Source organism: Peptoniphilus sp. HCN-40583, assembly GCF_037892835.1.
GTDB classification, from domain to species: domain Bacteria; phylum Bacillota; class Clostridia; order Tissierellales; family Peptoniphilaceae; genus Aedoeadaptatus; species Aedoeadaptatus rachelemmaiella.
Genome location: NZ_JBBKBU010000005.1, coordinates 42,276 through 56,553 on the forward strand (window position 1 = coordinate 42,276; position 14,278 = coordinate 56,553).

A 14,278-nucleotide genomic window follows, 5' to 3' on the forward strand; every position below is an offset into this window, starting at 1 on the left:
ATATTACCATCAAAAAAAGGAGTCGTTTATGTCCATTAAAGAAAGAAAGACGGCAGAGGGCGTCAAAGGATTTGCCCTATGCTTTATTTTACTATACATGGCCTTTAGCCGCGTTTTCTTAGGCGGTCATTTGGGTTATCAAATGCTCTTTGTCCTCATGGGCTATGAGACCTTCAGGGGATACATTCGCGATAAAACATACCCCGGTCCCTTCTTGGTAGAAAAAGTGCGGACGTATTGGCCGGAGCTTTTCGCCATGGTGAGCATGGTTACGGCGTTATATGCCTTGTTTTTTTACGCCGAATTGCCCATGGTGCGCGGGCAGGCCCTGTGGTCTTTAGTATTCGCCAATAATATTTTTCAAAGCCTTGCCGGTCATCCCTTAAGCATCGAGCAGCCCTCGCCCTTCGGCCATTTGTGGTTTGTGTCTTTGCTTATGCAATGCTACCTTATTTTCGCTCTGGCGTCAGCAGGGAAGCGGACGCGGCAAAAAATTATTTCCGTGGCCTTTTTCGGCGGCGCCATCACCTTGATCTCCGCCCTCATAATGGGGATCTTCGGCGGATTGGATTTGGCCGAGGCGAGAATCTTCTACAGTCCTGAGAGTCGGCTCTTCAGCTTCTTTATCCTTTTTCCCTTCGTCCTCTACGAGCTCATGGGAAAAGGGCGCAGACGCACAGCCAGTCGGGACATGGCCATGCTGGGGATTATGATCGTCTTCGTCATTTTTCTTTTATTTATGGCGGAATCCACCCCGGCCTATTTAGGTGGGCTGTTTTTTGTCAGCATCCTACTGAGCCTCTTTATTCTCTTTTTGTTTCGCGACGGCAACGCCTTTGAAAGCGTGTTTCAATTCCGACTCTTCACCTTTATCGGCGAGCGGGCCTATTCGATTTATCTCTACAGTTTGCCGGTCTTCTTTTTTACAAATGCGCTGGCTGAGCGCATCCATCTGAAGGGCGGCCTTTGGATTCCCTTGGCCCTGATCATCCTTATTATCGCCGCCCAAGGTTCCTATTATATTTTTCAGGTGAAAGGTCTGAGCAATAAATGGGTATACGCCATCTTAGCCACGCTTTTCGGCGGGTTGATGGTGATTACCTACACCGCCCAGGCGCCGGAGATCATGAAGCGCCAAGCACCGGAGAAGACGACGGTGAAGAAAGTGGAGCCGAAAGAAGTGGCGTCGAAACGAAAGAAGGCTTCGTTGACGGAGCGCTTCGAGCCGTCCAACGAATTGGCGGCGGCCATCGAACAGGTGAACGCACAAAAGCCCTATTACAAATTAACCAACGACGATCTGGGCAAGCTCCAGTCTCAAAAGGGCTTGCTTTTAGGCGACGGCGCCGCCCAATCGGCGCGGGAAGCCTACTTGCGTCTCATGCCCGATTTACAGGTTATGGGTTCCAATAATCTGAATCCATCGTGGTATGTGAGCCGCATCAAAGAATATTCCGCCGACGGGCCCATTATTCTTCAAATCGGAAACGACGCGGCCCTTACCTTCGATGCCGTGGACGAAATTGTAAAAACCGCCGAGGGACGGCCCCTGTTTTTAATTAATGTGGTGGTCGATCCTTCCTACGAAGACAAAAACAACGATATTCTACAGCGCATCGCCGATAAATACGCCAACGTGGCCCTCATCGATTGGCACAAAGACGGAAAGAACCAAAGCGGCTTTTACGACGACGAAGGGCACATGAAAGATCCGGCAAAGCGTTTAATGTCCCATATGTTGGGTCACTGCCTGCTTTACAATATGCCTGCGGCGGTGACGAAGCCCGACGACGGAGACAAAGACAAACACGCCAAGACGGAAGAAAATTTAGCGGCTAAAGAAAACGACGACGTCCCCGATGTAAGGGACGCCAACTGATGAAAGGAGCATGGAATGGAAAAGAAAGTCATTTACTGGGACAGAAAAGAAGAACACGATGCCATTATGGCATTTTCTGAAGACTACAAGGCATTTTTAGACCGGGCGAAAACCGAGCGCATGGCGGCAAAAGAAATCGTCCGCTTGGCAGAAGCGGCGGGCTACAAAAATTTCTACGACATGGATAGCTTAAAGCGCGGCGACAAAATTTACTTTTTAAACAAAGGAAAATCCGTGGTGCTCTTCGACTTAGCCGCAGATTTCGAAGAAGGCATGGCCATTGTAGCGAGCCACATCGATTCGCCCCGCTTGGATATTAAACCTGCGCCCCTTTACGAAGAAGAAAATGTGGCTCTTTTAAAAACCCACTACTACGGCGGCATTAAAAAATACCAATGGACGGCGATCCCCTTGGCCATTCACGGCGTAGTCGTCACCAAAGACGGCAAGAAACACGAAGTCAACATCGGCTCCGATCCTGCCGATCCCGTCTTCACCGTGACGGACCTCTTGCCTCACCTGAGCAAGAATCAAAATAAAAAGACCCTGGCCGAAGGCATCATCGGCGAAAATTTAAACGTGCTCTTCGGTCATCGCCCCTTAAACGGCTCCGTGGAAGAAGCAGTAGCCGACGAACTGAAGAAAAAATACGGCATGGATCCCGACGATTTCGAAACGGCGGAATTGGAAGTAGTGCCTGCCTTTAACGCCAGAGATATTGGTCTGGACCGAAGCATGGTAGCGGCTTACGGCCAAGACGACAAAGTCTGTGCCTATGCATCCCTCAGGGCCCAACTGGACGGCAAGAACCGCACGAAAACCTGCGTCGCCGTCTTCGCCGACAAAGAAGAAATCGGCTCCGTAGGCAACACCTCCATGAGTGCGAAATACTTTGAAAACGCCGTGGCGGAAGTGCTCTACAAATTGGGCGTGGACTCCAATATCGCCGTGCGTCGGGCATTGGCCAACAGCATGGTCCTCTCCGCCGATGTCACGGCAGCGCTGGATCCCAACTACCCCGAAGTCATGGACAAGAAAAACGCCGCCCGCTTAGGCGAAGGCGTCTGCATGATGAAATACACCGGCTCCAGAGGCAAGAGCTCCACCAACGACGCCAATGTGGAATTTGTCGCTGCCATTCGGGATCAATTTGCCAAAGACAATGTGTTGTGGCAAACGGGCGAAATGGGCAAAGTCGACGAAGGCGGCGGCGGTACCGTGGCCTACATCCTCGCCGAAACCGGCGCGGAAGTCGTGGATCTGGGAACGGCCCTCTTCTCCATGCACGCCCCCTTTGAAGTGGCGTCTAAGGCCGATATCTACTCCACCTACAAAGCCTACAGCAGCTTTTTAACCATGAAATAAAATGCCCCTTTACACGCGGCCGACAGATATGTTATACTATCGAAGTATCAGTTGGCCGAAGTGATGGAATTGGCAGACGTACTGGACTCAAAATCCAGCGGTGGCGACACCGTGCGGGTTCAAGTCCCGCCTTCGGCACCAATAGAAAAAAGGCGAAGTTGCAGATGACTGCAGCTTCGCCTTTTTTGTGCCTTAATACAGAAGTGTCGTCCCCGAAAATCGACCTGAATGATTATTTCAGGTCCTCAATATTGTAGGCCTGCATGTTTTCGTAGAGGTAAGATGCTTGAATCCCTCGCATGTAGACCTGGCGGTTATGGATGTCGTCGGTGGCGGCGTGTTTTAACAATGTCTTTATTTCCAAGCTGTTCACCGGGGAACGCTCCATGGCGGAGAGGTAATCGTATTTGTCGATTTTCGACCAGTCGATGCAAAGTGCCAATCGATTTTTCAAAAGGGCATCCAGCCATAGGCGCGTGGCCCGTCCGTTGCCTTCGCGGAAAGGGTGTGCGACGTTCATTTCCACGTATTTGTCGACGATCTCCTCAAAGGTTGCATCAGGCATGATGTCGATAAGTTCGAGGTTTGATTTTAAAAACAGAACGGGGGCGAAGCGAAAATTCCCCTTTGCCAAGTTCACGGTTCGAAGCTTTCCGGCAAAATCAAAGACGTCTTGAAAAAGGTAGGCGTGAATTTGAGAAAGGCCTTTGAACGTGCCGACGTCAAATGTGGAGATTATGTCCTTGTCCCACAGCTCCATGGCGCGCTGTTTTGATTTCAGTTCTTCGATAGTGTCCATGATTCATCTCCTTTTCTTCCATCCTGCTTTTGCGGGATGTTTTTTTATTTTACCGGGATGGGAATTATTGTCCTTCTTTAAACGAGTAGGGTCGATCTCCTTATTGGCTATATTTTAGCATTGGGGTGAAATAAATTCAAAAAGCGAGGCGGGAAAAGATACACTTAATACGTATCCCTCCAATGGTTATAAAGGCTTTTCCGCGGCTTCTCGTGTATAATAAAAGCAAGGAGGACTCATGAAAAAAGATACGATTTTAATCATCGACGGAAGCAGTTTGTTTTTTCGGGCCTTTTACGCCTTGCCTTTGTTGAAAACGAAGCGGGGCCTGTACACCAATGCCGTATACGGCTTCGTGTCCATGATGGAAAATGCCGTGGATCGCATCGATCCCAGCTATTTGCTCGTGTGTTTCGATCAAAAGGGGCGCACGTTCCGCCACGATCTTTACGCTGAGTACAAGGGCACCAGGCAGAAGACGCCCTCGGAATTAGACGAGCAGTGGCCTTATTTAATGAAGATTTTAAAAACCATGGGAATAAAAACCGTGGATTCCCCTGAATACGAAGCCGATGACTTGGCGGGCACCGTGGCGAAAATGGGCCGCGCCGCCGGCAAAAAAGTCTATTTGCTTACTGGGGATCGGGATTATTTTCAATTAATCGAAGAAGACATCGACGTCCTCATGACGAGAAAAGGCATTACGAACCTGGAAGTCTACGATGTGGCCCGCATCGAAAAGGAATACGGCATGACGCCGGCACAGCTCATCGACCTGAAGGGGCTTATGGGAGACAGCAGCGACAACATTCCCGGCGTGCCCGGCATCGGCGAAAAAACGGGCATGAAGTTGATTCAGGACTTTCACTCCATGGAAGGGGTTTACGAAAACCTGGATGCCATTAGCGGCAAGAAGCGAAAAGAGAATCTGGAGAATTTTAAGCAACAGGCTTTTTTGAGCAAAAAGCTCGGCACCATTATTACGACGATTCCTTTGGATTTCGACATCGACGCCCTCCGGCGCAAGCCCTATGACCTGGATGCCCTGCGCGCCCTTTACAGCGAGTATGAATTTTTTACGCTCATGCGGCGCCTGCCCGGCGAAGAAGAAGAGGCGGAGGCGGAGGTAAAGGATTTATCCGTCGTGTCCATGGACGAGGCGATGAAAGCCATAAAAGGGGCGAAGCAGGTCATGATTCACGTCATGGCGGAGGGCAGGCCCTATTTCGGCGGCAAGGTGGATTACTTGCTGCTTTCTGCAAATGGCAAAGGCGCCATCGTCAAGTCTCCCGATGAAGGGGCCTTTCGGCAATTAAAAGACATGATGGAAGGCGAGGATGTGGCCATTGTGGGAAGCGACTTGAAAGACCTCTTTCTTTTCGCCTTCCACTACGGCATCGAGCCGGTCAATGTTACCTTTGACGCATCCATTGCCGAGTATTTGCTGGATCCAACGAAATCCAATTACGAAGCGTCTCACTTAATCGGTTTGTATGAAAACCAAACCATTACCCCGCCGGAAGAGTTTTTGGGAAAGGGCAAAAGCAAAAAATCTCTGCTCGAGGCGGAAGAGAGCGTCGTGGGCTATTTGTCTCGCCTTCATCATTACCTGCCCAAGGTGATGGCCGCACAAGAAGAGAAGCTGAAGGACTTAGATATGTGGGCGTTGTTTTCTACCATCGAAATGCCCTTGGTGGAAACCCTGGCCTCCATGGAACACGAGGGGATGATTGTGGACGAAAAGGTGTTGGATGAAATCGGCGACGGATTGGCTGAAGAAATTCAAGGCCTGGAAGCGTCTATTTACGACGATGCGGGCAGGGAATTTAACATCAACAGCACGAAGCAATTGGCGGAAGTGATTTTCGAAGAATTGAAATTGACGCCCATTAAAAAGACGAAGACCGGCTACAGCACCAGTCAAGACGTGCTGGAGAAAATCCGGAAGGAACACCCAATCGTCGAGCGCATATTAAAGTACCGCCAGTTGTCGAAAATCCAATCCACCTATGTGGAAGGGCTCAAGGCGGAAATCGCACCGGATGGAAAGATTCACTCCCAATTTCAACAGACCATTACGGCTACGGGAAGAATCTCCTCAACCAATCCCAATTTACAAAACATTCCCATTAAAACCGATGTAGGCCGAAGCATTCGAAAGGCCTTTTTGCCTCGCGACGGGGCGGAATTTATCGACGCGGATTATTCACAAATCGAGCTTCGGATTTTGGCCCATATTTCCGGAGATCAGGTCATGCAAAAAGCCTTTAACGACGGTGCGGACATTCACACCACCACGGCCTCCCAGGTCTTTCACGTGGAGCCGGAGGATGTGACAAGCCTGATGCGCTCCAGGGCCAAGGCGGTAAACTTCGGCATCGTCTACGGCATCAGCGATTACGGCTTGTCTCAGGACCTGGACATTTCCAGAAAAGAAGCCAAGGAATACATCGACAATTACCTGCATAAATTCAGCGGCGTGCACCAATTTATGGAAGACATTGTGGAAACGGGCAAGGCCCAAGGGTATGTGGAAACCCTGTTCCACCGTCGGCGCTACATTCCCGAGCTGGCGGCGAAAAATTTCAGCGTCCGCTCCTTCGGCGAGCGGGTGGCGCTAAACATGCCCATTCAGGGAACGGCGGCGGACATGATGAAAAAAGCCATGGTGGCCGTGTACAGGAAATTAAAAGACGAAGGCCTTCGGGCCAAGCTCCTGCTTCAGGTCCACGACGAATTGATTATCGAAGCAGACAAGGAAGACGGCGAGCGGGTAAAAAAATTGCTGGTTGAAACCATGGAATCGGCCTTGCCGCTGGCGATTCCCGTAAAAGTAGAAGTAGAAACGGGGGAAAATTGGTATGAAACAAAATAAAATCGGCATCACCGGCTCCATCGCCTCGGGAAAAAGCGTGTTAACCGCCTATCTGTTGGGCTTAGGCTTTCCCGTCATCGACGCCGATGCCATTGCGCGGGATCTCGTTCAACCGGGATCGGAGACATTAAAGCAAATTGCCGAAACCTTCGGCGAAGACATGATTCAGTCGGACGGTAATTTAGACAGAGACAAACTGGGCAAGCGCGTGTTTAAAGACGAGGATGCCCGCCGCAAGCTGAATCAATTGATGCATCCGGCCATTGCCTGTGCCATGCTGGATCTGTCTGAAAATTTCCACGGCCCGGTATTTTACGATGTGCCTTTGCTTTTTGAACAATTCGACGAATTAAAGGCAAGCGGCCTGGCGTTTGACGCCATTTGGCTCGTAGATGCCAATGAAGAGGTACAACTCGCCCGACTCATGGCGCGGGACGGGATCGATGAGGCCTACGCCAAAGAAAAGATCGCTTCTCAAATGCCTCTGGCTGAAAAGAAGGAGAAGGCGACCATCATCTTTGATAATTCCGGCGATTTAATGAACCTTTACAATCAAGTGGACGACGCATTGGAGGCCCTGCCCGGTGAAAAAATGTAAGGGAATCATCCTCGCCCTGTGTCTTTTGCTTCTAACGTCTTGCGGCATCGGGGGCTCAAAAACCGTGGTAGAGGAAAAAGGGGCCGACGACGATTCCCGCGGCGGCGGCACGCTCACCGTGCCCCTTACAAATTTCGACACCCTGAATCCCCTCTTGACCCAAAACCGCTCGTATTTTTACTTGAGCCACCTGCTTTTCGATCGACTCTTCGAATACGAAGGCAGCGGCCGCATGGTGCCTGCCTTGGCGGAACACGTGGAGACATCCGACGAGGGGCGGCGCGTCAGCGTCACATTAAGAAAAGGCATCTACTGGCAAGACGGCACGCCCATTACCACGAAAGATGTGGCCGCCACCTTTAATGCCGTGAAACACGCCCCGGCCGATTCGCCTTATAACCGCCTCTTTCACCGCACGCCGGGAATCGGCGCCGGCGCCGACTTGGATAGGGTGGCCAAGGCCGTGATCTTCGACGAGCGCAACATCGATTTCGAATTCAATCAAAGCTACGGCAATTATCCGGAACTCTTGAGCTTTCCCATCCTCCCTGCCCATATCTATTCGGAAGAGGCCATGCTCGACGGTGAGGACTTCGACGTGGTAGGCTCCGGGCCTTTTCTATTGAAGAAATGGGAAAAGAACAAAAAAATTTACTTGGAGAAAAATCCGAATTACTACGGAAATCTGCCCTATATCGACGGCATTGTGGGCCTGATCTTATCGGATAAAGAAGCCATTCGCCAAGCCTACGACGCGGGACAAATCGACCTGTTTGTCGTCGACGACTACACATGGGATCGCTATAAAAGCGACGAAAAAAGCAATGTGGAGCCCTACGAAACCCAGCGGGTGGAAGTGGTGTGCATGAATACCCAAGACCCGGTGTTAAACGATGTGAACCTGCGTCGGGCCATGGATCTCGCCATTAACAAGGAGCGCATCATCGACAGCCTCTATCTGTCTCAAGGGACCATGGCAAACTTCTTCATGAATCCGAAACTTTCCGCCGGCGCCTTTACGAAAGAAGAATCCTATTTAAGCGTGGACGGCGCCATGGACGTGTTGGACCGCGCCGGTTATAAAGACATGAACGGCGACGGTTTTCGCGAGGGGAAAAACGGGGAAGCCCTCATGCTTACAATCCTCACCAACGGCGAAAACCACCGGTTAAAAACCGAGGCCCAACTGGTGTCGGAAGATCTGAAGAAAATCGGCATTCGCTCCCACGTTCGCGATGCGGCCGAGGCGCCTAACAACGACGGCAAGGACGAAAAAAAGGCTGTATCCCAAACCGATGCCTTTGCCCGCGCCCTTCAGGGGGGAAACTATCAAGTGGCGGTGGTCGGCATGGATTTTTCCGCCATGGTCAATCTTTCCTCCGTGCTTTCATCCGGCGGCATCGGCGGTATGAACATCAGCCGCTACAGCAACCCTGCCATGGATGAAGCCCTCAATAAATTAGCGCGGGCTCAAAGGGAAAGAGAGCGCAAAGAAGCCATCGACAGCGTCTACAAACAATTTCGCGAAGACGTACCCTACATTCCTTTGGTCTTTAAGCAAAACGTCCTCGTCACCGGGCCGCGGGTGAAAGGACGCCTAAGACCCAACGCTTTTAACGTCTTTAAAGGCATCGACGATGTGACCTTAGGAGGCAGAGAAGAGAAACAAGCTGCGGAGAAAAAATAGCCCTCGCCCTTGCGGCGAGGCATCTTTTCCTGCAGGTAAAAGAAAGTACGAAAAACGTAAAAAGTGATTTACAAAGCAAAACCCCTATGTTATAATTTATTCCTGTGATGAGCGGAGATGCTGGAATCGGCAGACAGGCATGTTTGAGGGGCATGTGTGAGTCATCACGTGAGGGTTCAAGTCCCTTTCTCCGCACCATGCAATGAAAGGCCGTCGACGGCATGCTGTCGACGGTTCTTTTTTTATAAAAGCGTAAACTGTGAGTTTACATTTTTATTTTGCCGTGTTATAATATATTATCGTGAGCGGGAATGCTGGAATTGGCAGACAGGCATGATTCAGGATCATGTGTGTGTATGCACGTGGGGGTTCAAGTCCCTTTTCCCGCACCATTTAAAGCCGTACGTTTATCGTGCGGCTTTTTGCGTATAATAAATGAAGGAGGTGGTCTCATGAAAGAAGTTTATCGTCGAATCGAAGCCCTTGCCGATGAAGGAAGCATTCACTACATAGAGAAAAACCAATCGGCCGTTGTGGTGACTTCAGCGAAAATTGCGGAGAAGCCCGTGGTGTTGGCGGCTTTTGACCCGGCGAAAAAAGGCGGCGCCCTGGGTTATTTCGAAGGCGCGTCTCTGGTGCGTGCCATTCATTTGGCCGGGGAAGGGGGAGCCCCTTTGGTCCTGCTATCTCAATCGGCAGGAGCCGACATGGTTGGCGGCCAACTGTCTCTTTCCGGTGCCGGGTCGGTTTTTCGCGCACTGAAAGCATTGGACACGCCGCGACTGTATTTGTCTTACGGGCCCTCAATCGGTGCGGCGGCCTACATGGCTGGCCTTTGTGATGTGGTGCTGGCCGTGGAAGGGGCATCGGCCTTTTGCCTCACCGGCCCGAAAATCGTGGCACGTGCTATTTACGAAGAGACGAATCTTGCGGCCATGGGCGGGGCGAAAGCTGTGGCTGAAAGGGGCGGCATTCATCTTCTGTCGGATTCGGAGGAAGGCATGGCGGAAGACTGTCGGTCGCTCATGGCTTTTCTGAGACAAAAGCAGGCGACTTCGGCTTCAGGCGGCGAGGCCCCGGCGACGGGAGACATGGCGGGCATCATTCGTGCCATTGTCGATGAAGGGAGCGCCATTTACTTGTGGCCCCAATGGGCACAAAATGCCACGGCCCTTTTGGGACGCATCGGCGGCATGCGTGTAGGCATCTTTGCCAACAATCCCAAGGTGGCGGCGGGTGTGTTGGATAAAGAGGCGGCGTTAAAAGCCGCGGCTTTCTACAATCTTTGTCGCCGCTTTCGCCTGCCGGTGATCAGCTTGGCGGATACGCCGGGCTTTTTGCCCGGAACGGCATCAGAAGGCGAGGGCGTGTTGCGGGCAGGCAGCGCCATGATCGAGGCCTACTTCAATCACGATGAGAAAAAAATTACCGTCGCCGTGGGCAATGTTTTGGGCGGCGCCTACATGGCCATGGGGTGCAGGGAAATGGGCGCCTCCGCGTACTTCGCCTTGAATGAGGCAAAAATCGGCGTGATGGGGGCGGACCTTGCGGCGGAAATTTTGCATCTCGACAAGGAAAATTTAGCGAGCTACCGCGCCATGCATCTTTCTGCGGCGGCAGCTCAAAAAAACGGGCTGATCGATGAGATTCTCACCGCGGATGAACTCAGATATAAATTAAGGGAGGTACTGGCATGATCGTGCGGGCGCCCTTGCCGGGAAAAATGCTCCGGCGCTGTTTTCAATCGGGAGCGGCAGTCAAAAAAGGCGACGTTCTCTGTGTCCTCGAGAGCATGAAAATGCAACTGCCTGTTTGCGCACCGATGGACGGCATTCTTCAGTGGAAGGTAGAAGAAGGAAGCGCGGTAATGAGAGGGGAAATCATTACCGCGTTGGATCCGCGATAAATTTTTCTCTTTCGAAATTTTTATTTTGTATAAAAAATTCCTCGGCCCTTGTCTTTTCCACGTTTTCGGAAATGACTGCCGTATTTTATACGTTCATTTTAGACAAATACTAGATTTTTTATAACGATTTTGATAAGATAGGGAAAGATGAAAGCTGAAGAGCCGAGCGACGGAAAACTGAAAAGTATGTCCGTTGTAGTTGCAGGCAAAACGCTTGCCCGGCGATTCATTTCTTAGAATGCAAGGGGTGAAAGAATGGCAAAGACGAATCTCACTTTTTCTGTGGGCGGCGTTCACTTTGATGAACACAAAGAGCTGACAGAAGGAGTCGCTATTGAAGTTCTGCCTTCACCGAAGTTGGTTCGAATTCCTATGAGCCAACACATCGGTGCGCCGTGTAAACCTACGGTTGCCGTAGGGGACCACGTACTGAGAGGGCAAATTGTCGGTAATTCCGACGCGTTTATTTCCGCGGCCGTACATAGCAGTGTATCGGGCGAAGTTATCGCCATTGAAAAAGGTTATGCTGCCAACGGTATGTACACGGATATGGTCGTCATCGAAAACGACGGCAAGGATGATTTAGATCCTTCCGTTAAACCGGTGGAAAATTACAAAGACATGAGTATCGACGAAATTGTATCCTTGGTTAAAAACGCAGGGATCGTCGGTATGGGTGGTGCCGGCTTCCCGCTTCACGCAAAATTGAAGAGTGATGACCCGGTATTGGACATCGTTATTTTAAACGGCGCTGAATGTGAACCGTTCTTGACTTGTGACCACCGCCTCATGTTGGAACAAGCCGATGAATTATTTGCATCCTTAAAATTGTTCCAAGACCTTTATCAAACCGATGAAGCCTATTTGGCCATCGAACAAAACAAACCGGACGCCATTGAAAAGGCCAACGAAATGGTTAAAAACGAATACCCGACCTTAAAGGTTGCTACGATGCAGACCAAGTATCCCCAAGGGGATTCCAAGCGTCAATCGGAAGCGATCTGCGGTCGTATTGTTCCGCAAAACGGCGTCACCAACGACGTCGGCGTCTTCTTGACCAATGTTCAAACGTCGAAAGCCTACTACGATTTAATCGCCAAAGGCATGCCTTCCATCGAACGGATCCTGACCGTATCCGGTTCCGGTATCGAACATCCGAAGAACCTTTTGGTTCGTGTCGGTACGCCGGTACAAGATATTTTGGATTACTGCGGCGTGAAAGATAATGTCGTCGAATTTATTTGCGGCGGCCCCATGACAGGGAAGTCCATTTTCGACTTTACTTCGCCCATAACCAAGACGACCTCCGGTATTTTGGCCTTCACCGATGTTGAAATCGATGACATGGAAGAAGGGCCCTGCATCCAATGCGGTCGCTGCGTGGATCACTGCCCGGCCAATATTAACCCGACGCGTATTAACGCATCGATTTTGAGAAATCGAATTGACAAATGTCAGGAATACCATGCGGATCAATGCATGGAATGTGGCATTTGCTCGTTTGTATGTCCCGCAAAGCGCTATTTAAGCGAATCGACGAAACTCGCTAAACGCGAAGTGCGCGCCAATGCTCGTAAATAATAGGAGGTAGTCATGGAAAAAAATGTAAAAGCCCAATCTCCTAATTTACAAGGAGACGGACGCTTCGTACAATTAGCGCCCCATATTCGTTCCAACGACACGGTAACCAAGATTATGCGTGATGTCATCATCGCATTGGCACCGGCCGTCGTAGGCAGTGTGTATTTCTTCGGAATGCAGGCACTTATTATTTATCTGATCAGTGTAATCTGCTGTGTCGGCAGTGAATTCCTCTTCCAAAAAATCACGAAGAAAGAATCTCAAATCGGCGACTTATCCGCCGTCGTAACTGGGCTCCTGCTCGCCATGAACATGCCTGCAGGCGTACCCTGGTATGTACCCGCAATTGCCTCGATCTTCGCCATCGTCATCGTAAAAGAAGCCTTTGGCGGCATCGGCGGCAACTTTGTTAACCCGGCATTGGCCGGTCGTGCCATGGCGATGTTGTCCTGGCCCGCATTAATGGCAACCTACACCGCACCCGCGATGGCAAAAGTGGCTGAAACCGCCGATGCAGCATCGGCAGCAACGCCCCTTACCATCATTAAGGCCGGTCAACACTTAGATGCCCTTCCGCCGTTAAAGGATATGTTCCTCGGTAACATCGGCGGGGTTATCGGTGAAACCTCCGCCCTTCTCTTGTTAATCGGTGCCTGCTACTTACTCGCCCGCAAAGTCATCGACTGGAAGATCCCCGTTATTTACATTGCAACGACGGCTGTCTTCCTCTTGGTTTTCGGTATCGGTACGGAATTACTTCCCTACGAACTTCTCGGCGGCGGTTTGTTCCTCGGCGCATTCTTTATGGCGACGGACTACAGTTCTACGCCCCAAGGGGATAAAGGCAAAATCATTTTCGCCATCGGCTGTGGTATCTTAACGGCCGTCATTCGTATGAAGGGCAACATGGCCGAAGGTGTATCCTACTCCATCCTTCTTATGAACGTAGCAAGCCCCTTGATCGAACGTTTGACAAAAACGGAAGCTTACGGGGAGGCGAAGTAAATGAAGAATTATTTAAAGACAGGTCTTGTCCTATTGGTTATTTCCGCAATTGCGGCAGGACTGTTAGCTGTAGTTAACAGCTTTACCTCTGAAGTTATCGCAAAAGCTGAATTCGAGAAGTCTGTTCAAGCTTACCAAGAAATTTACGGCGATAAGGCCGATAAGTTCGAACCCTTGGATGAAGCGAAAAAAGCAGCCCTCATCGAAAAGTACAAAGAAATTCAAGATGTTTTCGTAGCGAAAAAAGGCGACGAAATTGTCGGCTACGGTATCAACCACACGGGCAAGGGTTATGGCGGTTCCATGACCAATGCCATCGGTCTTTTAAATGACGGAACCATTGCCGGTTTCAGAAACATTCAAAACGCCGAAACACCCGGTATCGGTACGCAAATTACCGAAGCACCCTACTTCGATCAATTCGTAGGCAAGTCCTTTAAGAATGGCGAAGTCAAAGGGAATAAGAATCCGCAAGCCGAAGATGAAATTCCGATGATCAGTGGTGCCACTATTTCATCTACCGCCGTACTCAAGGGAATTAATGCCATTCTTCCCGCTTACGAAGAAATTAGCGCAAAGTAGG

The 14,278-nt window shown here is 50.6% G+C and carries 11 protein-coding genes and 3 tRNA genes; 13 read left to right on the forward strand and 1 reads right to left on the reverse strand.

Translation table 11 applies throughout. The features are described 5' to 3' along the window. Positions 1-28: 28 nt before the first annotated feature. From WKT05_RS02885 to WKT05_RS02895, 3 genes are all read left to right on the forward strand, one after another. Positions 29-1,879, forward strand: coding sequence for an acyltransferase family protein (locus WKT05_RS02885; RefSeq protein ID WP_340412831.1), 1,851 nt, complete (start codon positions 29-31; stop codon positions 1,877-1,879). 15 nt (positions 1,880-1,894) lie between these two features. After that, a complete protein-coding gene (locus tag WKT05_RS02890) occupies positions 1,895-3,244 on the forward strand; it encodes an aminopeptidase (RefSeq protein ID WP_340412832.1) in 1,350 nt (449 codons plus the stop codon). A gap of 54 nt (positions 3,245-3,298) precedes the next feature. Next, positions 3,299-3,385 (forward strand) — tRNA-Leu (locus WKT05_RS02895). A 91-nt stretch (positions 3,386-3,476) separates the two neighbouring features. Here the strand turns inward: WKT05_RS02895 and fic are convergent. Beyond that, complete coding sequence (gene fic / locus WKT05_RS02900; RefSeq protein WP_340412833.1) at positions 3,477-4,043, reverse strand: protein adenylyltransferase Fic; 567 nt, start codon at positions 4,041-4,043, stop codon at positions 3,477-3,479. Positions 4,044-4,281: 238 nt separating this feature from the next. Between fic and polA the strand changes: the two genes are divergently transcribed. The 10 genes from polA (at position 4,282) to WKT05_RS02950 (ending at position 14,277) form a co-directional block, all read left to right on the forward strand. Further along, positions 4,282-6,918 (forward strand): DNA polymerase I, encoded by a 2,637-nt coding sequence (polA, locus tag WKT05_RS02905; protein WP_340412834.1) that lies wholly within the window; start codon positions 4,282-4,284, stop codon positions 6,916-6,918. Further along, complete coding sequence (gene coaE / locus WKT05_RS02910) at positions 6,905-7,516, forward strand: dephospho-CoA kinase (protein WP_340412835.1); 612 nt, start codon at positions 6,905-6,907, stop codon at positions 7,514-7,516. Before polA ends, coaE begins: the two co-directional genes overlap by 14 nt. Beyond that, positions 7,503-9,203, forward strand: coding sequence for an ABC transporter substrate-binding protein (locus WKT05_RS02915; RefSeq protein WP_340412836.1), 1,701 nt, complete (start codon positions 7,503-7,505; stop codon positions 9,201-9,203). The genes coaE and WKT05_RS02915 overlap by 14 nt, the downstream gene beginning before the upstream one ends. Before the next feature lie 111 nt (positions 9,204-9,314). Next, a tRNA-Leu gene (locus WKT05_RS02920) sits at positions 9,315-9,401 on the forward strand. 107 nt (positions 9,402-9,508) lie between these two features. Continuing rightward, positions 9,509-9,595, forward strand: a tRNA-Leu gene (locus WKT05_RS02925). A 60-nt stretch (positions 9,596-9,655) separates the two neighbouring features. Further along, positions 9,656-10,900, forward strand: a complete 1,245-nt coding sequence (locus WKT05_RS02930; RefSeq protein WP_340412837.1) for a carboxyl transferase domain-containing protein — start codon at positions 9,656-9,658, stop codon at positions 10,898-10,900. Next, positions 10,897-11,109 carry an acetyl-CoA carboxylase biotin carboxyl carrier protein subunit gene (locus WKT05_RS02935; RefSeq protein ID WP_340412838.1) on the forward strand — a complete coding sequence of 71 codons (213 nt, stop codon included), beginning with the start codon at positions 10,897-10,899 and terminating at the stop codon, positions 11,107-11,109. Before WKT05_RS02930 ends, WKT05_RS02935 begins: the two co-directional genes overlap by 4 nt. Positions 11,110-11,364: 255 nt before the next feature. Then, on the forward strand, positions 11,365-12,690 hold the full coding sequence (gene rsxC, locus WKT05_RS02940) for an electron transport complex subunit RsxC (protein ID WP_215508255.1): 1,326 nt from the start codon (positions 11,365-11,367) through the stop codon (positions 12,688-12,690). A 12-nt stretch (positions 12,691-12,702) separates the two neighbouring features. Then, the gene (locus WKT05_RS02945) at positions 12,703-13,695 is read left to right on the forward strand and encodes an RnfABCDGE type electron transport complex subunit D (RefSeq protein WP_340412839.1); all 993 of its coding nucleotides are present in this window, start codon (positions 12,703-12,705) and stop codon (positions 13,693-13,695) included. Continuing rightward, complete coding sequence (locus tag WKT05_RS02950) at positions 13,696-14,277, forward strand: RnfABCDGE type electron transport complex subunit G (protein WP_215508253.1); 582 nt, start codon at positions 13,696-13,698, stop codon at positions 14,275-14,277. Position 14,278 lies beyond the last annotated feature (1 nt).

Bases quoted from the DNA above. Each gene is read 5' to 3' on its own strand.
- WKT05_RS02885 (WP_340412831.1), top strand. From the start codon at position 29: ATGTCCATTAAAGAAAGAAAGACGGCAGAGGGCGTCAAAGGATTTGCC.
- WKT05_RS02890 (WP_340412832.1), top strand. From the start codon at position 1,895: ATGGAAAAGAAAGTCATTTACTGGGACAGAAAAGAAGAACACGATGCC.
- fic (WP_340412833.1), bottom strand. From the start codon at position 4,043: ATGGACACTATCGAAGAACTGAAATCAAAACAGCGCGCCATGGAGCTG.
- polA (WP_340412834.1), top strand. From the start codon at position 4,282: ATGAAAAAAGATACGATTTTAATCATCGACGGAAGCAGTTTGTTTTTT.
- coaE (WP_340412835.1), top strand. From the start codon at position 6,905: ATGAAACAAAATAAAATCGGCATCACCGGCTCCATCGCCTCGGGAAAA.
- WKT05_RS02930 (WP_340412837.1), top strand. From the start codon at position 9,656: ATGAAAGAAGTTTATCGTCGAATCGAAGCCCTTGCCGATGAAGGAAGC.
- WKT05_RS02935 (WP_340412838.1), top strand. From the start codon at position 10,897: ATGATCGTGCGGGCGCCCTTGCCGGGAAAAATGCTCCGGCGCTGTTTT.
- rsxC (WP_215508255.1), top strand. From the start codon at position 11,365: ATGGCAAAGACGAATCTCACTTTTTCTGTGGGCGGCGTTCACTTTGAT.
- WKT05_RS02945 (WP_340412839.1), top strand. From the start codon at position 12,703: ATGGAAAAAAATGTAAAAGCCCAATCTCCTAATTTACAAGGAGACGGA.
- WKT05_RS02950 (WP_215508253.1), top strand. From the start codon at position 13,696: ATGAAGAATTATTTAAAGACAGGTCTTGTCCTATTGGTTATTTCCGCA.